Annotated in this window: 16 protein-coding genes; 11 read left to right on the top strand and 5 right to left on the bottom strand. The window is 69.7% G+C overall.

Going from position 1 to position 18,706, the window contains the following annotated elements; all coding sequences use genetic code 11:
* Positions 1-19 precede the first annotated feature (19 nt).
* The 4 genes from ACFV9D_RS16215 to ACFV9D_RS16200 are packed head-to-tail and all read left to right on the top strand — an operon-like array spanning position 20 to position 3,523.
* Entirely contained in the window at positions 20-1,237 is a 1,218-nt protein-coding gene (locus tag ACFV9D_RS16215; RefSeq protein WP_385145886.1) for a sensor histidine kinase, read from the top strand.
* On the top strand, positions 1,234-1,902 hold the full coding sequence (locus ACFV9D_RS16210) for a response regulator (protein ID WP_385145884.1): 669 nt from the start codon (positions 1,234-1,236) through the stop codon (positions 1,900-1,902). The genes ACFV9D_RS16215 and ACFV9D_RS16210 overlap by 4 nt, the downstream gene beginning before the upstream one ends.
* Before the next feature lie 9 nt (positions 1,903-1,911).
* Positions 1,912-3,090 carry a cytochrome P450 gene (locus ACFV9D_RS16205; RefSeq protein WP_385145882.1) on the top strand — a complete coding sequence of 393 codons (1,179 nt, stop codon included), beginning with the start codon at positions 1,912-1,914 and terminating at the stop codon, positions 3,088-3,090.
* A gap of 4 nt (positions 3,091-3,094) precedes the next feature.
* On the top strand, positions 3,095-3,523 hold the full coding sequence (locus ACFV9D_RS16200) for a PaaI family thioesterase (protein ID WP_385145880.1): 429 nt from the start codon (positions 3,095-3,097) through the stop codon (positions 3,521-3,523).
* 99 nt (positions 3,524-3,622) lie between these two features.
* Here the strand turns inward: ACFV9D_RS16200 and ACFV9D_RS16195 are convergent, their stop codons facing one another.
* Positions 3,623-4,624 (bottom strand): Gfo/Idh/MocA family oxidoreductase, encoded by a 1,002-nt coding sequence (locus tag ACFV9D_RS16195; RefSeq protein WP_385145878.1) that lies wholly within the window; start codon positions 4,622-4,624, stop codon positions 3,623-3,625.
* A 144-nt stretch (positions 4,625-4,768) separates the two neighbouring features.
* Between ACFV9D_RS16195 and ACFV9D_RS16190 the strand changes: the two genes are divergently transcribed.
* The 6 genes from ACFV9D_RS16190 (at position 4,769) to ACFV9D_RS16165 (ending at position 10,231) form a co-directional block, all read left to right on the top strand.
* Positions 4,769-5,488, top strand: coding sequence for a GntR family transcriptional regulator (locus ACFV9D_RS16190; RefSeq protein WP_385146037.1), 720 nt, complete (start codon positions 4,769-4,771; stop codon positions 5,486-5,488).
* Positions 5,489-5,563: 75 nt separating this feature from the next.
* Positions 5,564-6,583, top strand: coding sequence for a sugar ABC transporter substrate-binding protein (locus ACFV9D_RS16185; RefSeq protein WP_385145876.1), 1,020 nt, complete (start codon positions 5,564-5,566; stop codon positions 6,581-6,583).
* Complete coding sequence (locus tag ACFV9D_RS16180; protein WP_385145874.1) at positions 6,580-7,629, top strand: ABC transporter permease; 1,050 nt, start codon at positions 6,580-6,582, stop codon at positions 7,627-7,629. Before ACFV9D_RS16185 ends, ACFV9D_RS16180 begins: the two co-directional genes overlap by 4 nt.
* Positions 7,626-8,426 carry an ATP-binding cassette domain-containing protein gene (locus tag ACFV9D_RS16175; RefSeq protein WP_385145872.1) on the top strand — a complete coding sequence of 267 codons (801 nt, stop codon included), beginning with the start codon at positions 7,626-7,628 and terminating at the stop codon, positions 8,424-8,426. The genes ACFV9D_RS16180 and ACFV9D_RS16175 overlap by 4 nt, the downstream gene beginning before the upstream one ends.
* Before the next feature lie 57 nt (positions 8,427-8,483).
* Entirely contained in the window at positions 8,484-9,659 is a 1,176-nt protein-coding gene (locus ACFV9D_RS16170) for an ROK family glucokinase (protein ID WP_385145870.1), read from the top strand.
* Complete coding sequence (locus tag ACFV9D_RS16165; RefSeq protein WP_385145868.1) at positions 9,656-10,231, top strand: hypothetical protein; 576 nt, start codon at positions 9,656-9,658, stop codon at positions 10,229-10,231. The genes ACFV9D_RS16170 and ACFV9D_RS16165 overlap by 4 nt, the downstream gene beginning before the upstream one ends.
* Before the next feature lie 154 nt (positions 10,232-10,385).
* Here the strand turns inward: ACFV9D_RS16165 and ACFV9D_RS16160 are convergent, their stop codons facing one another.
* Genes ACFV9D_RS16160 through ACFV9D_RS16145 form a run of 4 tightly spaced genes read right to left on the bottom strand, consistent with a single transcriptional unit; the run spans position 10,386 to position 17,657 of the window.
* Positions 10,386-13,856, bottom strand: coding sequence for a tetratricopeptide repeat protein (locus tag ACFV9D_RS16160; protein ID WP_385145866.1), 3,471 nt, complete (start codon positions 13,854-13,856; stop codon positions 10,386-10,388).
* Between the two features lie 37 nt (positions 13,857-13,893).
* On the bottom strand, positions 13,894-15,348 hold the full coding sequence (locus ACFV9D_RS16155) for a hypothetical protein (protein ID WP_385145864.1): 1,455 nt from the start codon (positions 15,346-15,348) through the stop codon (positions 13,894-13,896).
* Positions 15,349-15,357: 9 nt separating this feature from the next.
* The gene (locus ACFV9D_RS16150) at positions 15,358-16,533 is read right to left on the bottom strand and encodes a hypothetical protein (RefSeq protein ID WP_385145862.1); all 1,176 of its coding nucleotides are present in this window, start codon (positions 16,531-16,533) and stop codon (positions 15,358-15,360) included.
* Positions 16,530-17,657 (bottom strand): hypothetical protein, encoded by a 1,128-nt coding sequence (locus ACFV9D_RS16145; RefSeq protein ID WP_385145860.1) that lies wholly within the window; start codon positions 17,655-17,657, stop codon positions 16,530-16,532. Before ACFV9D_RS16145 ends, ACFV9D_RS16150 begins: the two co-directional genes overlap by 4 nt.
* A gap of 777 nt (positions 17,658-18,434) precedes the next feature.
* Between ACFV9D_RS16145 and ACFV9D_RS16140 the strand changes: the two genes are divergently transcribed.
* Positions 18,435-18,668: a hypothetical protein gene (locus ACFV9D_RS16140; RefSeq protein ID WP_385145858.1), complete on the top strand. Its 234-nt coding sequence runs from the start codon at positions 18,435-18,437 to the stop codon at positions 18,666-18,668.
* Positions 18,669-18,706: the final 38 nt, after the last annotated feature.

Genomic DNA, 18,706 nt, shown 5'->3' with positions numbered 1-18,706 from the left:
CGTGCGTACTTTGGTTCGTATGACACGTACGGACCGCAACGCCTGGCTGCTGCCCTCGGCCATGGCCGACCCCCCGGCCGACGGCCCGCAGGGACGCAGGCCGCGGCGGACCGTACGCGACTGGGTCGTCGACACCCTTCTCTTCCTCGGCGCCGTCTTCTTCGGCATCATCGCGGCCGAGGCCAGCGATCAGTACAACAGCGAGGCCGTGGCCTTCGCCGACCAGGTCGTCGGCGCAGTGGCCTGCTGCGCCCTGTGGCTCCGCCGCCGCTGGCCCGTCGGACTCGTGGTCGCGCTCGCCCTCGTCAGCGTGGGCGCGCCGGTCGCGAGCGGCGCCTTCCTGGTGAGCCTGTTCAGCGTCGCCGTCCGGCGGCCCTTCCGCGAGATCGCCTGGATCGGCGCGCTCGCCGTCGCCTGCACCACCGCCCAGGTCTTCGCACGCCCCGACCCCGAGACCGGCACCGTCCTCGGGATCGCCATCGGCTTCATCCTGGTCCTCCTGATGACCGCCTGGGGCATGCTCGTCCGCGCCCGGCGCCAGCTCGTCGAAGCCCTGCGGGAACGCGCCCGGCGCGCCGAGGCCGAGGCGGAGCTGCGCGCCGAGCAGGCCCAGCGGCTCGCCCGGGAGGCCATCGCCCGCGAGATGCACGACGTCCTCGCCCACCGGCTCACCCTGCTCAGCGTGCACGCCGGAGCGCTGGAGTTCCGGCCCGACGCCCCGCCCGAGCAGGTCGCCCGCGCCGCCGGAGTCATCCGGGACAGCGCCCACGAGGCGCTCCAGGACCTCCGGCAGATCATCGGCGTTCTGCGCGCCCCCGGCGAGGGCGGGGAAGGCGACCGGCCGCAGCCCACCCTCGCCACCCTCGACGCGCTGGTCGCCGAGTCCCGCGAGGCCGGGACGAAGGTCGTCCTCGACTCCACGATCGACGATCCGGACGCGGTCCCCGCCGCCACCGGCCGTACGGTCTACCGCATCGCCCAGGAGGGCCTCACCAACGCCCGCAAGCACGCCCCCGGCACCGAGGTCACCCTCACCGTGCGCGGCCGGCCGGGCGACGGGCTGACCGTCGACGTCCACAACCCGGCCCCCACCGGACCCGTCCCGCACGTCCCCGGCTCCGGCCAGGGGCTCATCGGCCTCACCGAGCGCGCCACGCTCACCGGCGGACGCCTGGACCACGGCCCGGCCCCCGACGGCGGGTTCGCCCTGCACGCCTGGCTACCGTGGCCCTCATGACCATCCGGCTGCTCATCGTCGACGACGACCCCCTGGTCCGCGCGGGCCTCACCTTCATGCTCGGCGGCGCCGACGACATCGAGATCGTCGGCGAGGGCACCGACGGCCGGGACGTCCCCGACCTCGTCGCCCGTCTCGCCCCGGACGTCGTCCTCATGGACATCCGGATGCCGCACGTCGACGGCCTCACCGCCACCGAGCTCCTGCGGGCCCGGCCCGACGCCCCCGAGGTCGTCGTCCTCACCACCTTCCACGCCGACGAACAGGTCCTGCGCGCCCTGCGCGCGGGCGCGGCCGGATTCGTCCTCAAGGACACCGCGCCCGCCGAGATCGTCGCCGCCGTGCGCCGTGTCGCCTCCGGCGACCCGGTACTCTCCCCGGCGGTCACCCGCCAGCTGATGAGCCATGTCGCCGACCGGCCGGAACAGTCACGGAGCGCGGCCGCAGCGGGCCGACTCGCCGAACTCGCCCAGCGCGAACGCGAGGTCGCCGTCGCCGTCGGCCGAGGGCAGTCCAACGCCGAGATCGCCGCGGCCCTCTACATGAGCGTGCCGACCGTCAAGACCCATGTCTCGCGGATCCTCGCCAAACTCGGCCTGAACAACCGTGTCCAGATCGCTCTCCTCGTCCACGACGCCGGCCTCCTCGACGAGGGGGAGGCCTAGGCTGAGGTCATGTCCGTCATCGAACTGGGGGAGTGGGGCGCGGACTTCACCGCGAATCCGTATCCCTATTACGCGAAGCTCCGCGAGAGCGGTCCCGTCCACTACGTCCGGATGCCCGACGGCTGGGAGTTCTGGCTCGTCGTCGGCCACGAGGAGGGGCGGGCGGCGCTCGCCGACCCGCACCTGGTGAAGTCGCCCTCCCTGATCGGCGTCACCCCGCTCGACGAAGAGATCATCGGCCCCAACCTGCTGGGCGTGGACCCACCGGACCACACCCGGCTGCGCAAGCTCGTCGCACGGGAGTTCACCGGGCGGCGGGTGGAGGCCCTGCGCCCCCGCGTCCAGGAGCTCGCCGACGAACTCGCCGACGCGATGGAACCGGCCGGCCGCGCCGATCTCGTGGACGCCTTCGCGTTCCCGCTGCCCATCACCGTCATCTGCGAGCTCCTCGGCGTGCCGGCGGCCGACCGCGACTCCTTCCGCCGCTGGTCGAACCAGGTGGTCGCGCCGACGGACGAGGCCTCCGGACGGCAGGCCGTCGAGGGCCTCGGCGCCTACCTCGACGCGCTCATCGAGGACAAGCGCGCCGCGCGCCCCACGGACGATCTGCTCTCCGCGCTGATCACCACCCGCGCCGAGGACGGCGACCGCCTCTCGCTGCCCGAACTGCGGGCCATGGGATACCTGTTGCTCGTCGCCGGGCACGAGACCACGGTCGGCCTGATCAGCAACACGATCCGGGCCCTGCTCGCCCACCCGGACCAACTCGCCGACCTGCGGGCCGACTTCGGACTGCTCGACGGGGCGGTCGAGGAAGGGCTGCGCTACGACGGACCGGTGGAGACCTCCACCTTCCGGCTCGCCAAAGAGCCGACCGTCATCGGGGACACCCCCATCCCGGCTCACGCGAACGTCTTCGTCTCCCTCGCGGCGGGCGATCGCGACCCGCAGCGCTTCCCCGAACCGGACCGCTTCGACATACGCCGCGAACCGCGCGGCCATCTGGCCTTCGGACACGGCATCCACTACTGTCTCGGCGCGCCGCTCGCCCGCCTCGAAGGCGCGATCGCGATCCGGACACTGCTGGAGCGCTTCCCGCGGCTGGAACTCGACCCCGACGGCGCTCCCTGGGAGTGGATGCCGGGCCTGCTCGTACGCGGCGTGCGCCGCCTTCCCGTCAGGTGGTGACCCGATGACCAATCCGTCGGACGACTTCGACCTCGTCCTCGCCCAGAAGGTCCTGGACGCCCAGCCGTTCAGCCGGCTCGTCGGTGCCAGGATCACCGCCTTCGGTGAGGGCGGGGCCACCCTGGAGGTGGATCTCCGTGAGGAGCTCCAGCAGCAGAACGGCTTCGCGCACGGCGGTGTGCTCTCGTACGCGGCCGACAACGCGCTCACCTTCGCGGCCGGCACCGCGCTGGGCCCCGCCGTCCTGACCGCCGGCTTCTCGATCCAGTACGTCCGCCCCGCGCGCGGCCGCACGCTCGTCGCCCGCGCGAGCGTGGTCCACGCGGGGCGACGGCAGGCGGTGGTGCGGTGCGATCTGCTGACCGTGGACGAGCAGGGCGGCGAGACGCTCTGCGCGGTGGCGCAGGGAACGGTGCTCTCGGCGAACGCCTGACACCGCCGACGCGGCCGACACCGCTCACGCGGGCCACGGGTCGTAAGACGACGGCGTCTCGGCAGGCCGCCTTCGTCAGCCAGGGCTGGAGGCGTCGTCCTACGACGGGATCTCGGCGAGGCGGACGGGGCGGCCTTCGCGCCGCGAACGCTCGCACGCCTCGGCGATCCGCAGGGCCTCCAGCGCCTCGCGGCCGTCGCACGGGTTGGGCGCCTCGCCCCTGACCAGGCGTACGAAAGCGTCCAGTTCGGCCTCGTACGCCGGGGCGAACCGCTCCAGGAAGCCCGGCCAGGGCTTGACCGGGGCGGGCGGCCCCGACGGCTCCACCGAGGTGAGCGGGGTCCGGTCGTCCAGGCCGACGGCGATCTGGTCCCGCTCGCCCGCCAGCTCCATCCGTACGTCGTAGCCGGCCCCGTTGCACCGGGTCGCCGTCGCCGTCGCGAGCGTGCCGTCGTCCAGGGTGAGCAGCGCCGCCGCGGTGTCCACGTCACCCGCCTCACGGAACATCGCGGGACCGGCGTCCGAACCGGCGGCGTACACCTCGACGACCTCGCGCCCGGTCACCCAGCGCAGGATGTCGAAGTCGTGCACCAGACAGTCCCGGAAGAGACCGCCGGAGAGCGGCAGGTACGCGGCGGGCGGCGGGGCCGGGTCCGAGGTCGCCGCCCGTACGGTGTGCAGCCGGCCGAGCCGCCCGGCCCGCACCGCCTCACGGGCTGCGGCGTACCCGGCGTCGAAGCGGCGCATGAAGCCGAGCTGGAGCTCCGTGCCCGCGGACTCGACGGCCCGCAGCGCACCGAGCGTGCCGGGCACGTCCAGGGCGATCGGCTTCTCGCAGAAGGCGGGCAGTCCGGCCCCCGCCGCGCGGCCGATCAGCTCGGCGTGGGCGGCGGTGGCGGAGGCGATGACGACGGCGTCGAGGGCGTGGTCGAGGAGGGCGTCGACGGTGGGGGCCACGGTGGCGCCGAGCGCCCCGCCGACCTGCGCCGCCCGGGTGGCGTCCGCGTCCGCCACGATCAACGATTCGACCTCCGGGTGGCGGGCGAGCACGCCCGCGTGGAAGGCCCCGATACGTCCCGTTCCGATCAGTCCGATGCGCATGGCCCCCAAGGTGGTGGCGAACGGAGACGCTGTCAAGGATTTGTCAGGACAATCGGACTTCACCACTTCCTGTCATCTTCTCCTCGGGCTACGCTCCCGTCCGTGTCCAAGCCGTCGTCGTCCGCCCCGCTGCCACCCCTCTCCGTGGACCGCACCAGCCCGGTTCCGCTCTACTACCAGCTCGCGCAGCAGCTGGAAGCGGCCATCGAGAAGGGGGCCCTGACCCCTGGAAGCCTGCTCGGCAACGAGATCGACCTCGCCACCCGGCTGGGCCTGTCCCGGCCCACCGTCCGCCAGGCCATCCAGTCGCTCGTCGACAAGGGCCTGCTGGTCCGCCGGCGCGGCGTCGGCACCCAGGTCGTGCACAGCCAGGTCAGGCGCCCGCTGGAGCTGAGCAGCCTCTACGACGACCTGGAGGCGGCCGGCCAGCGCCCCGCCACCCGCGTCCTGGCCGACCGCGTCGAAGCCGCCACCGCCCGGGTGGCCGCCGCCCTCGGCGTACCGGAGGGCAGCGACGTGCGGTACGTGGAGCGGCTGCGCTCCGCGCACGACGAGCCGATGGCGTACCTGCGCAACCATCTGCCGGCCGACCTGCTCGACCTGGACGCCGCACGGCTGGAGACCACCGGCCTCTACCGCCTGATGCGCGGGGCCGGTATCACTCTCCACAGCGCTCGCCAGACCGTCGGCGCCCGGGCCGCCACGGCGGCCGAGGCGGATCTGCTCGCGGAGGAGGAGGGAGCCCCGCTGCTCACGATGGAACGCACGACCTTCGACGACACCGGTCGCGCCGTCGAGTTCGGATCGCACCTCTACCGGGCCTCGCGGTACGCCTTCGACTTCCAGCTGATGGTCCGCCCCTGACCCACTGACGTCCGCGCGACCCCCATGACCGATACTGCAATGCACGCAGAAGGACACAAAGGAGGGCACGGCCTCGTGACCAGGCTTCGGACAGGAGGGGTACGCGCCGCAGTCGGCGCCGTGCTCGCGGTGGCGCTCACAGCCGCACTCGCGGGGTGCAGCAGCACCGGCGGGAAGCGCGCGGAGGACGCCCGCAAGGAGGCCGCGGCCCAGGGGAAGGCGGCCGTGAACACCCCCCGCTGGGACTTCGCCATGGTGACGCACTCGGGCGACGGTGACACCTTCTGGGACATCGTCCAGAACGGCGCCGAGCAGGCGGCCGTCAAGGACAACATCAACTTCCTCTACGCCCACAGCGACGAGGCGCAGCAGCAGGCCCAGCTCATCGACTCCTACATCGCCAAGGGCGTCGACGGCCTCATCGTCACCCTCGCCAAGCCCGACGCGATGAAGACGGCCGTCGAGAAGGCGGTCAAGGCCGGCATCCCGGTGATCACCGTCAACTCCGGCTCCGAGCAGTCCAAGGCCTTCGGCGCGCTCACCCACATCGGCCAGGACGAGACCGTCGCGGGCGAGGCCGTCGGCGACGAGCTCGACAAGCGCGGGAAGAAGAAGGCCCTGTGCGTCCTGCACGAGCAGGGCAACGTCGGCCACGAGCAGCGCTGCGGGGGCGCGAAGAAGACCTTCGGCGGCGACCTGCAGAACCTGTACGTCGACGGCACCAACATGCCCGACGTCCAGGCCTCCATCGAGGCCAAGCTCCAGTCCGACCCCGCCATCGACGCCGTCGTCACCCTCGGCGCGCCCTTCGCCGACGCCGCCGTCCAGGCGAAGAAGACGGCGGGGTCCGAGGCCGAGGTCGACACCTTCGACCTCAACGCCAAGGTCGCGAGCGGCCTGGAGTCCGGCGCCCTCGGCTTCGCCGTGGACCAGCAGCCCTACCTCCAGGGCTACGAGGCCGTCGACCTGCTCTGGCTGTACAAGTACAACGCCGACGTCCTCGGCGGCGGCAAGCCGGTCCTCACCGGCCCCCAGATCATCACCAAGGACGACGCCGCCGCGCTGAAGGGCTACGCGGAGCGGGGCACCCGATGAGCCCGACCGCACCGGCGGAGCTCGACCACGTCGACGAGCGGCTGCTGCGCACCTCTCCGCTGAAGAAGCTCCTGGCCCGCCCCGAGCTCGGCTCGGTCGTCGGGGCGGCCGCCGTCTTCGTCTTCTTCTCGATCGTCGCCGACAGCTTCCTGCGCGCTTCCAGCCTCGGCACGGTCCTGTACGCGGCCTCCACCATCGGCATCATGGCGGTGCCCGTCGCGCTGCTGATGATCGGCGGCGAGTTCGACCTCTCGGCCGGCGTGATGGTCACCACCTCGGCGCTGATCTCGTCGATGGTCAGCTACCAGATGACCGCCAACGTCTGGGTCGGCGTCGGCGTCTCGCTGCTCGTGACCCTCGCCATCGGCGTCTTCAACGGCTTCATGCTGACCCGTACGAAGCTGCCCAGCTTCATCATCACTCTCGGCACCTTCCTGATGCTGACGGGTCTCAACCTCGGCTTCACCAAGCTGATCAGCGGAACGGTCTCCACCAAGTCGATCGCCGACATGGAGGGCTTCCCCTCCGCCAGGAAGCTCTTCGCCTCCCAGCTGACCATCGGTGGCGTCGACCTCAAGGTCACCATCCTGTGGTGGATCGGCCTGGTCGCGGTCGCCACGTGGATCCTGCTGCGGACCCGCTTCGGTAACTGGATCTTCGCCGTCGGCGGCGGCGCCGACGCCGCCCGCGCGGTCGGCGTCCCGGTCTTCAAGACCAAGATCGGCCTCTACATGGGCGTGGCCTTCTGCGCCTGGATCTCCGGCCAGCACCTGCTCTTCTCCTTCGACGTCGTGCAGTCCGGCGAGGGCGTCGGCAACGAGCTGATCTACATCATCGCGGCGGTGATCGGCGGCTGTCTGATCACCGGCGGTTACGGCTCCGCCATCGGCTCGGCGGTCGGCGCGTTCATCTTCGGCATGACCAGCAAGGGCATCGTGTACGCGGAGTGGAACCCGGACTGGTTCAAGTTCTTCCTGGGAGCGATGCTCCTGCTCGCGACCCTGCTGAACGCCTGGATCCGCAGGCGTGTGGAGGCAACCAAATGAGCACCGCGACCACCCCGCAGGCGCTCGTCGAGCTCGACGACGTCAGCAAGTACTACGGCAACATCCGCGCCCTCGAAGGGGTCTCCCTGGAGGTCCACGCGGGCGAGATCACCTGTGTCCTCGGTGACAACGGAGCCGGCAAGTCCACCCTCATCAAGATCATCGCGGGGCTGCACCGGCACGACGCCGGCACCTTCCGCATCGAGGGGGAGGAGTTCTCCCTGGCCAATCCGCGCGAGGCCCTGGACCTCGGCATCGCCACCGTCTACCAGGACCTGGCCGTCGTCCCGCTGATGCCGGTCTGGCGGAACTTCTTCCTCGGCTCCGAGCCCACCAAGGGCGCCGGACCCTTCAAGCGCCTCGACGTCGAGCTGATGCGCGAGACCACCCGCACCGAGCTGCTGCGCATGGGCATCGACCTGCGCGACGTCGACCAGCCCATCGGCACCCTCTCCGGCGGCGAGCGCCAGTGCGTGGCCATCGCCCGCGCCGTCCACTTCGGCGCCAAGGTCCTCGTCCTCGACGAGCCGACCGCCGCCCTCGGCGTCAAGCAGTCCGGAGTGGTCCTGAAGTATGTGGCCGCGGCCCGTGACCAGGGCCTCGGAGTGGTCCTCATCACCCACAACCCGCACCACGCCTATCTCGTCGGCGACCGTTTCATCCTGCTCAAGCGCGGTGTCATGTCGGGCAGCCACACCAAGGAATCGGTCACCCTGGACGAGTTGACCCGGCAGATGGCGGGCGGCAGCGAGCTGGAGGACCTCCGCCACGAGCTGGAGCGCCCCACCGGCCCGTAGCCCCTTCGCCGCCGTCGTGAACAGCCCTCCGACACCGCACCTGGCAGAATCGAGCCGATGAGTACCTACCGCGACCTGACTCAGCGCGGGGCCGCCCGAGGCGCCGCGCTGCGGACCGTCGGCACCCGAGAGCGGCGCTCCCACCTGACCGCGCCCCGGGTGCCCACCGTCGGCATCGACATCGGCGGTACGAAGGTCATGGCCGGGGTGGTCGACGCGGACGGCACCATCCTGGAGAAGGTCCGCACCGAGACCCCCGACAAGTCCAAGAGCCCCAAGGTCGTCGAGGACACCATCGTCGAGCTGGTCCTGGACCTCTCCGACCGGCACGACGTGCACGCCGTCGGCATCGGCGCGGCCGGCTGGGTCGACGCCGAACGGGCCACCGTGCTCTTCGCCCCGCACCTCGCCTGGCGCAACGAGCCGCTGCGCGACTCGCTCGAGTCGCGGCTCGCCGTCCCCGTCATGGTCGACAACGACGCCAACACCGCCGCCTGGGCCGAGTGGCGCTTCGGCGCGGGACGGGGCGAGGACCATCTCGTCATGATCACCCTCGGTACCGGTATCGGCGGGGCGATCCTGGAGGACGGCCGGGTCAAGCGGGGCAAGTACGGGGTGGCCGGCGAGTTCGGCCATATGCAGGTCGTCCCCGGCGGGCACCGCTGCCCCTGCGGCAACCGCGGCTGCTGGGAGCAGTACAGCTCCGGCAACGCCCTGGTCCGCGAGGCCAAGGAACTGGCCGCCGCCGACTCCCCGGTCGCGTACAACATCATCGAGCGGGTCAAGGGCAACGTCCCCGACATCACCGGGCCGCTCATCACCGAGCTGGCCCGCGAGGGCGACGCCATGTGCGTCGAGCTGCTCCAGGACATCGGGCAGTGGCTCGGCGTGGGTATCGCCAACCTCGCCGCCGCCCTCGACCCGTCCTGCTTCGTCATCGGCGGTGGCGTCAGCGCCGCCGACGACCTGCTGATCGGGCCGGCCCGCGACGCCTTCCGGCGCCACCTCACCGGCCGGGGCTACCGCCCCGAGGCCCGGATCGCCAAGGCCCAGCTCGGCCCCGAGGCCGGCATGGTCGGCGCCGCCGACCTCGCCCGGCTCGTGGCCCGCCGCTTCCGCCGCGCCAACCGCCGCCGCGTCGAGCGCCACGAGCGGTACGAGCGCTACGCGCAGGCCCTGCGGGGCGGCGCCGAAGGACGCACCTCACGCACCACCCAGGACCCGGATTCATGACCGTTCCCTCCCCGACCACCTCTCCCGAGCAGGAGACCAAGCTGCCGGAGGACCGGCGCCACATGATCCGCCGCCGCTGGCTGACGGCGATCATCATCGTGCTGCTCGTCGGCATCCCCGCCGGCTATCTGGTGATCTCCGCCGGGCAGAGCCGCGACAGCGGCCGTGACAAGGAGCGCGAGTCCTCGGCCACCGGGCTGCGCGACAGCTGGCCCTCGCTGATGAAGCGCCGCATCTTCGAGGTCCCGATCCCCCCGGGCAGCACCGACGTCGCCTACTACGAGACCAGCAACTGGAAGACGAGCCGGCTGTACGTCGAGTTCACGACGAACGCCGGCTGGCTCGACATCTTCCTGAACAACATCGGCTCCAGCCGCTCCCAGCTCGAGCCCGGCGAGGTCACCATCGGCGAACGCGACGCCGAGATCGCCGGCTGGGACTTCGCGACGGACCGGGACTGGTCGGGCACCACCGTCAGCCGGGACAAGCCGCGGCCCGGCCAGGACATCACCGTCGACCTCACCGACCCCGCCGCCCCCAAGGTGTACGTCGTCTCCACCACCACCCCGTGACGGGACCCGTCGACACCCCCTGACCGGGGCGACTGCTGCCACGAGCGGACCGTCGCCGCGTGCGGTTGCTGTCCATCGCGGTGCGGCGGGGCGGTCAGTCAGGTCGTGATAGCGGGCTTCGGCGCGGATGGGCGGGTGCGGCTCGTCATCCGCGTCAGGCCCGGGCTGTGAAGAACGTTTCGGAGACCTTTCGGTACAACGCGGTGAGCTGTTCGAGCAGTTGATCCGTCATCGCCGGGTCCCGCTGCGCGTTCGCATGGACGGTTGCCACGGTGAGGTCTCCCAGGGCGACCGCCACGGTGCCGCGGACGCGAGCCGATGTTTCACGCCCGATCTCGTCGATCGCCTTCCTGTACATCTCGGCAGCCCAGTCCGGGTCGCCCCGGTCGAGGGCGTTGAGACCCATGTCGAAGAGCAGATTGGCCAGGTCGGACGTCGTTGAGCGCGCTCTCAGGTACGCCTCCGCGGCTTCGCCGTAGCGCCGGAGCCGGTACAGGCACCACCCCTTCAACTGCTGTTTCTCCGACGAGAGGTAAGGCGCCGCTCCCAGCACGTCGATGATCCCCAGGTACTCCTTGTCCGCGACGTCGGGTCCACGGAGGAGCCAGAGCAGATCCGCCCTCCCCATCAGGCACCACGGATCTCGTGGTGCCAGCCGTACGGCCTCGTCGTAGGCATGGAGCGCCTCGTGACGAGCGTCGACGCCCGAGTACTCCAAGACCCATCCCAGGACGGAATGCGCGCTGGACTCCTCGGGAGGCACTCCTATGGCCTCGCGGGCGAATTCGGCCGCCTGCGGCCAGTCCGCGATCCCCGCCAGAATCTTGCTCTTCGCGATGAGGGACCAGCGCGTGCGCTCCAGGTTCAACGCCCGGTCGATGATCGTCAGTGCCTCTTCCACTCGCCCGATGCTGAAGTTCGCCTCGGCGAGGTCGGTGAGCGCGTCGACGTTCTCCTGGTCTACCGCCAGGGCACGCTCGAACCTGGTGAGCGCTTCGACGGGCTGCCCCAAGGACATCAGGTTCCACCCGTAGAGGCGCAGGGCGGTGGTGTCGTCCGGTTTCCTCAGGATGACCTCGTCGAGCACCGCGAGCGCTTCGCTCGCGCGTTCCGCGGAACTCAACGCCTGGGCGTACTCCACGAGCAGTTCGGGGGCAACCGGATCCCGGTCGACCGCTGAGGCCAACAGCAGCAGAGCTTCATCCTGACGGCCCAGGCCCTCCAGATGCAGACGTAGCTGACCCCATGCGAACGCGTAGTCAGGATCGAGTTGGACCGCCCTCCGCAGGTCGTCGAGTGCTCGCTCTTCGTGCCCGAGAGCGGACAGGGTGGCCCCACGGCTTGCCAGCGCCCACGCGTCGTCGTCTTCGAGCCTCACCGCCTCGTCGAGCTCGGTCAGGGCCTCGTCGAGCCGGCCGGTGATGCGATAGGACTCGCCCAACGCCGCGCGAGCTTCCTGGTACTCCGGGTCACTCCGGGCGGCCACTTCGAGGACGGCCACGGAATCCTCGTACCTCTCCATGGCATAGAGGCAGCGGCCTCGGACCGTCTCACCGGACACGGGAAGGGGACCATCCTTCGCCATATGGTCGAGTTCGGCGAGCGCCTCCTCCGCGCGGTCGGTGGCGAACAGTGTCTTGGCCAGCCACATGTGTGCTCGCTCGTGATCGGGCTCTGTCTCAAGGGTCTTGCGGAGGTAGCGTTCGGATGCCCCGAATTCGCTCTGCTGGTAGCAGGCCAGAGCAGTCATGAACCAGCGCTCCGGGTGAGGATCGAGCTCGGCTGCCCGCTGGAATCGGTCTGCGGCCTTCCGCAGGCTTTCCTTGACGGATTCCGCATCACCAGGGCGGTCTCCTTGGAGGTACTCCTTCCAGTACGCCTCGCCGAGGCGCTGCTGGATCCAGGCGTTGTCGGGCTCGAGTTCCGTCGCCCGCTCAAGGGCGGCGATCGCTTCCGGCAGAAGCTCCTGATCAAGCAGGACCTCTCCGCGCGTCGCCTGCGCGACGGCGTTGTCGGGCTGCAATGCGAGTGCCTCGTCGAGTGCGGCGAGCGCGTCGGCATAACGCTCCTGCTCTCTGGCGACCGACCCGACGCCCGTCAGGGCGGGGACGGAGGCCGGATTCAGCCGGACGGCGTTCATGAACGACTCCGCTGCCTCGTCCCACCGAGCCAGCTCGCTGAGCGTCTCCCCTCGGGTCACCCACGCCGCGTCCAGGCCGGGATCGGCGGTGATGGCCGTGTCGAGCAACGTCAGGGCTTCGTCGGTCCGGCCCTGCCGGAGAAGAACGTCTCCCAGATAGGCTCGCGGGAGAGCCCAGGCGGGTGCGAGGTCGACCACTCTGCTGAGCTCGCTCTCGGCGCCGGCCAGGTCGCCGATCTGCCACCGCAGGAGCCCGTGCAGGAAGAGGGCATCAGGATCGTCCGGGTCGAGCTTCAGGACCTGGTCCAGCGTGCGGAGCGCCTCGTTTTCGCGACCGGCGTTGATGAGCGTCTGCGCCAGTCTCAGGCGAACACCCGGATGTTCCGGTTGGAGCCGGTCCGCGGCTTCCAGCGCGTGGACGGCTTCATCGAACTTGCCGGAGGCGGAGAGAACGAAAGCCTGCAGGACACGCACACGGACGTCCTCGGGATCAGTTCGCGTCCGCTGGTCCAGGATGGTCAGTGCCTCGTCCGCATGACCGAGGCCCAGAAGAGCGATCGCCCTCACGTCCAGAGCGCCCCCGTGCAGTGGATCGTCGAGGAGCAGGCCATCGGCGATTTCCAGAGCCTTTTCGGAGTCGCCGAGATCGCTGAGCCGTTCGGCGACGGACACCGCGAGTTCTTCCCCCGTCGCGACGTCGGCCGCACGCCTGAGACATGTGAGTGCCTCCTCCCGGTTCCCTGTCCCCCTCAGGGCGTCGGCGAGCCCCAGCAGCAGACCGGCATCCTCCGGCAGGAGTTCGACCGCCCGTCGGTAGGGATGCTGGGCCCGGGCCGCGAGCCCGGCCGCGAGGAGCGCGGCGCCGGCCAGGGCCCAGGAAGCCGCGATGTCCGAGGGCGCGGATGTGGTCCGGTCCTCGATGAGCTGGGCCCGGGCCTCCAGCGCCTGCCAGTCGTAGGGGGCCCTCGTCACCGCGTCGTCGAGTGCTTCCAGGGCTTCTTCGGGACGGCCGGAGTCACGCAGGCTGACCGCCAGGATCCTGCGTACATCGGGGGTGTCCTCGCCGAGTTCGACAGCGCGCCGAAGCTGTCGCTCCGCTTCGGTCGGCTGTCCCGTCATGGCCAGGGCCATACCGAAGCAGGCCGTGTACTCTCCGCGGCCCGCGAGGAAATCCCGGGCCGCGGTGAACGAGGACACAGCGCGTTCGAACGCTTCCCGAGCCGGTTCGTGATCTCCGGTCAGCAGGCGGGAGAGCCCCAGCACCGTGGCTACAGCACCCGCGAGTGCGAGGAGTTCGGGTCTGGGCTCATCCGCCTGCTGGAGCTGCTCCCGCACCGCTGCTTCGAGGTCGATGCCTTCGCGTATGGCCTTGGCGAGGCGGAGTTCGAGGTAGTCGGAGCGCAGATGTTCCAGCCGCCGCAGCAGTTCGGCCTCGGCGACCGGCTCGGAAGCCCGGCCGTAACCCGTGATTCGCCAGCCGGGCATACGCCAAGCAGCCTCGTGGGCTGCGCGCTCGCTCGCCCTAGGGGTACCCATGACGTCCTCCTGTTGGGGGCTGGGTGTTCCTCTGGGGCACGCTGGGACCGGTCTTGCGCGCGGGCCGGCCCTGCCACATCCGCTTCACGTTCCCGGCGATCCGATCTGTCTTGTCGGGGTCGTCAAGACGGGCCCACCAGGCGGCGTTGAGGAGATCGAGGACCGGGCCGAGGTGTCTGGGAGCCGGCTCGCTGTCTTCGCCGTTGCGGGGCGGCTCCGGGGGGCTGAGGAGCTGTGCCTTGAGCCCCCGGAGGTTCTCCCATTGCTCCGGACCGTAGGGGGCGACGAGCACCCTGCGCTCGAGGAGGCGGAAGGCCTTCGCCTCGAAATCATGCAACCACGGTGGGGCAGGGGCGAGGGCCCGGCCGCCGACCAGATGCCGTACGGCCTCGGTCCAGTACCCGTTCACCTTTTCCACTGCTCCGGCGAAACTTCCTTTGGCGGAGTCCATGCGCTGCAGGGTGCGGTGGATGACGAATGCCCGCTCGACATCGGTGGGTGTATGGGTGTTCTGGGCGTCGTGGTCCGGCTGGAACCGCATCAGCACGGCGGCGCAACAGAAGGCCGGCCCGATCGAATACGCGGCTATCGAATCCGCGAACAGATGGCGCAAGAAGTCATCGGAGTGGTCGGGCGCAGCCTCCTTCAGGTCGTCGATGATTCCTACGTTGCTCGAGATCCTTGAGATGTCGAGCCCGATTTCGTGACCCACCAGGGGTACGTTCCATATCGTCCATTCCGGAAATCCGAGTTTGATCAGGAAGTCCAGGGGGCCGGGCAGTGTGGCGCGCCGGGACGGAACCGCCAGCAGATGGGTGTACGGTTCGCGGGCCACCTCGGCCAGAAGTGTGTCGGTGATGTCGCAGACCCGGTCGTCCAGGTCCGTGTCTCGCAGGGTGAGGCCGCCCAGCAAGTCGACATAGTCGGCGAACAGTGGCTGACATTGGTCTTCTATGAGTGCTTCGAGATCTCCCCATATATTCCGCGGGGCGGCGCCGCTCCGCAGGGATCTGCGCAGCTTGGCGATCTTCTCGGAGCAGTCGTTGCACCTTGTCGAAAGACTCGCCTCGAAGGTGCGCGGCTCGATCTGGACCATGGTCCGCTCGATTCTGGTCAGCGTCCTACCGGCTGCCACCACGGCGTCCCATACGAATTGGATCTGTTGTGGCAGGGCCTCGATCTCACCTCTGAGGTCGCGATCTTCGATGATTTCCCTCAGGTCTTCGTCGTACTTCAGCTGCTTGGTCAGTTTGGTCACGGTCGCATCTGCGTCACGGAGGTTTCCCGTGACACTTGTTCCGGTCATTCCGCCGATCCTGCGAATGAGTTCGTCGACCATCTTCCGTCTGCGTGAGGCCTCGGTGGCGGCCGCCTTGACCTTCCTCACATCCAGGTCGAGCGCCGCCAGCCTCATGTCGAACAGCTCCTGGAGTTCAGGCATGAACACTCCTCAGGGTGCTGCCAGGCGACAGAGCGAGAGTGCGTTGTCACTCACCTGGTCTGTTGTGTGCCGTTCCACGCCCCAGTGCTCCAGGCGCCAGAGCCAAGCGGCCTGGAGCACATGGGCGATCGTGGCACCGTTCGGGACCTCTTCCGCCCCCGCTTCGAGTACGGCGATGAGTCGGTGGACCGGTCCCAAAGGGTCGTAGCGCAAGCGAGGTGGAGTGTGCTGGTGCAGCAGGTCCACCATGTTCCTCGACTGCTTGTCGACCAGCCGCATGACGGAGTCCTCGGGCGTCGTCTTCCCCGCGATCCGATACCACAACGGCTCGATGTGGTGATCGGCCATGAGCCTGTACTCGGGCCTCCGCGGGCCGTCGTCTGCGATCTCACTCATGGCCCGCAGTGTCGCGATCATCGTCCAGACGCGGCGTGACCAGGGAGGATGGGTACTGCTCCAGGCGGAGTCGTCGGGCCATGCCCTGAGCGCCACCGCGGCGGCCGGATAGGACGCTCCGAGGCTGTAGGTGGCATAGGCGTCGGCAAAAAGTTCGTGGAGTCGGGAAAGCTCCACCTTGCGCTCGGACGCAGTGGCCTCGCGACTGCTCTCCGTCGTGAGGTAGGCGGCCACAGGCCGTGACTGCTCACGAAGCCTGGGGTCTGCGTGCTGGAGTGTGGCGGCCACATGGTGCCCTAGTTCGTGGGCGAGCAGGGGAAGTCCCCACACGCTTGTGTCAGGGAACCTGACCCTGATCATGCTCACCGTGTGATCCAGGAACTCGCCCACGTCCACTGAGACGAGAACCTCGCGCGGTATCGCGGAGCGCCGAGCCAGTCCCAGCAGGAGGCGTTCCGCGACCTCTCCGACGCCGGCATCCAGTCTGCTCCTGCGCAGGAGAGTGCCTTCGATGAACGCGAGAGCCTCACGCTTGATGGGGCTGATGTCCGCGAGGGCTCCCGCGAGCCTTTGCCAGTCGGGGGTTCCGTTCGATCCGTCTCCGATTTCCCGCAGATACCTTGTCTTCTGCTGGATCAGGAGCTGGAACCGGTCACGAACCGCCGTGCTCGCTTCGTGGTCGTGTGGTCCGTCCGTGAGGGAGGCAAGGGCGGAATCGACCCTGCGGAGATCGGAAGCCTCCTGGTCGATACGCGCGGCGAGGAGTGAGTCTCCTTCAAGAATTCTCATCGAGCCACCTCCAGTCGCCGAATGACGGCGCGAACACCTTCGACCAGACCGATTCCAGTTCGCGAGTCGGCGTAGTCCATGGCGATGAGGACCACCGTGGCCACGAGCAGCAGGTACGCTCCGGCGACGGCCACGGGGAACTGCGTCGCGACCATGATCGGGAGGGCAGCGGCAACGACGGCCAGGACGCCGAGCACGGCGGCGATCCCGTCGGCGACATTCATGAGTTTGGTGAATCTGACCGACATGCCGTCGAGAGTGCTCGCCGCCTGCGCCAGTCGCCCGGCGTCCAGGCCGTCGGCCGCGAGTACCTCATCCGCCTCTCGCTGCACGGGTTCCACGCCGATGACCCATCCCATGGCGACGTGGGCCGTCTCGCCCGCGACGATCCGATCCGAGAGGGCGTGGACCTTCGCACGGACCGTACTGATCCTCTCCATGGGGACGAGGCGGCCGAGCAGGCCGAGTGCCGCTTCGAAAGCGCGCAGTCCGAGACGTAGGAATCGGGCCGCTACCCGGCCGAGATCCACTTGCTTTCCGATGGACTCCCACACCTTGTGGAGGGGATCGGCAACCAGCGACGTGATGGATTCCAGAGAGATCGTGGCGACTTGGGCGGAGCGTCGGCTCAACAGATCTAGAATCCCTTGGACTTGGCCCTCCAGCGCCGTACGGCCGTCGGGAAAAGCGGCCAAGGGTCCGAAGTCCTGGCGCAGATCCGTGCTGTCCCGGCCGCGGTCGCTCAGCTCGTCAGCCGTGTTCGCGAGGGTCCGCAGGGCGGGGCCGAGTGCCTTCGGCTCCGCCGGTCTGCCCTCCTCGCCCACGGCTTGGGCGGAGGCCAGGAGCACATTGGCCATCCCAAGCTGGCTCAGCACCGCGTCGAGACCGCTCTCGACGGCCTCCGTCCGCTCCGCCTGCGTCGTGGTGGCGGTGAGGGGATCGAAGCCCTGTACTCCCAAGTCGTCAAGGCCGCCTATCCGGCTCTCGGCAACCATGGCCAACTGGTCCGCTGCAAAGTCCCGTTGCGTGGGTTCATCGAGCGCTTCCTGCAGGTCGCGCCCCGCGCCGAGGATCAGTTGAGCGGTCTCGGCCGCGTAGTCCGACCACGCGCTGCGCTCCGCCATGTGCGAGCACCTCCCGATGCAGGTGCCCCTGTCATCAGTTTCCCAGACATGAGGGGGCCGGGCCACATAGGTGAATCTCCGCAACGGCGCAAGCAGCCGGTCTGCCACTCGAGCGTTGTTCCCATCCCTGTGCTTCCGGCCATCTGTCGACGGCGCGCTTGTTCTCCGCGGCACAGGCCTCCCACTTGCGGACAACGCGGCAGCCTTCAAGGCTGCAATGGTCGAGGCGCAGGAGAAGGCGAAACCGTCGAACGATCCGAGGTCGCGTAGGCACCGGTCTGAGACTCGTTGGGCGGGGTGTATCCCCGGGGCCGGCGCACGGAGTGCGGGCCGGACTCTGACCCGAGAGTGAGGACTCCTGCCCTGCCACGGTCGGCAGAGGGGGCATTCGAGTGGGCGTCAGGGAGGGACCTGGTCCTGCTGCTCGCCGGTGAGGCCCTCGGCGACACATTGCAGCGCGCGCAGGCCACGTTCCCCACCTTCGGCCATCGCGGTGCTGACACGGCGCGGCGCATGGGCTGCGTTCGCGCCGGGCACCGCACTCCCGACCGACCTTGCCGTCCCGCGCGGGAGCGGTGAGCCCTCCGGTCGGGGCCCCCTGCTCGAAGGGCTCGGGGGAGGGTGCCGCTGCATCTGCGGCGGCGATCCGCCGGCGGTACGCTCACTGTGAGCGTCGACACTGGGCATGATGGGGCCGAAGAGGTCAAAGGGTGTACCTGTGGCTACGTACAGTGATCGGCTGGACGGCGCCGACCGCAGTCGTCGAGGAGGTGGGCGATGGTCGGCAACACCATCGACTTCACCGAGGAACGGGCACCGTGCGGGTGCATCGTCGACGGGCTGCGCTACCAGGAGGACGACGCCGCAGGGCTGTTCATCGACAGGGTGACCTACGCATGCGGCTGCCGACAGGTCCGTCGCGAGTTCCATGACGGCAGCCTCCGCGTCAGGGTCGTCCGCCACGACGGCACCGTCGTGCTGGACGAGCGCAGCGGCGAGCACGAGGCCTGACCGGCCCCGCGGGAGCGCACGCGCGCACAGCACAGCGC

This window comes from Streptomyces sp. NPDC059875, from assembly GCF_042731085.1.
GTDB lineage: Bacteria > Actinomycetota > Actinomycetes > Streptomycetales > Streptomycetaceae > Streptomyces.
Note: the sequence above shows the minus strand (reverse complement) of the source record. Positions and strands in the feature narration are given on the sequence as shown.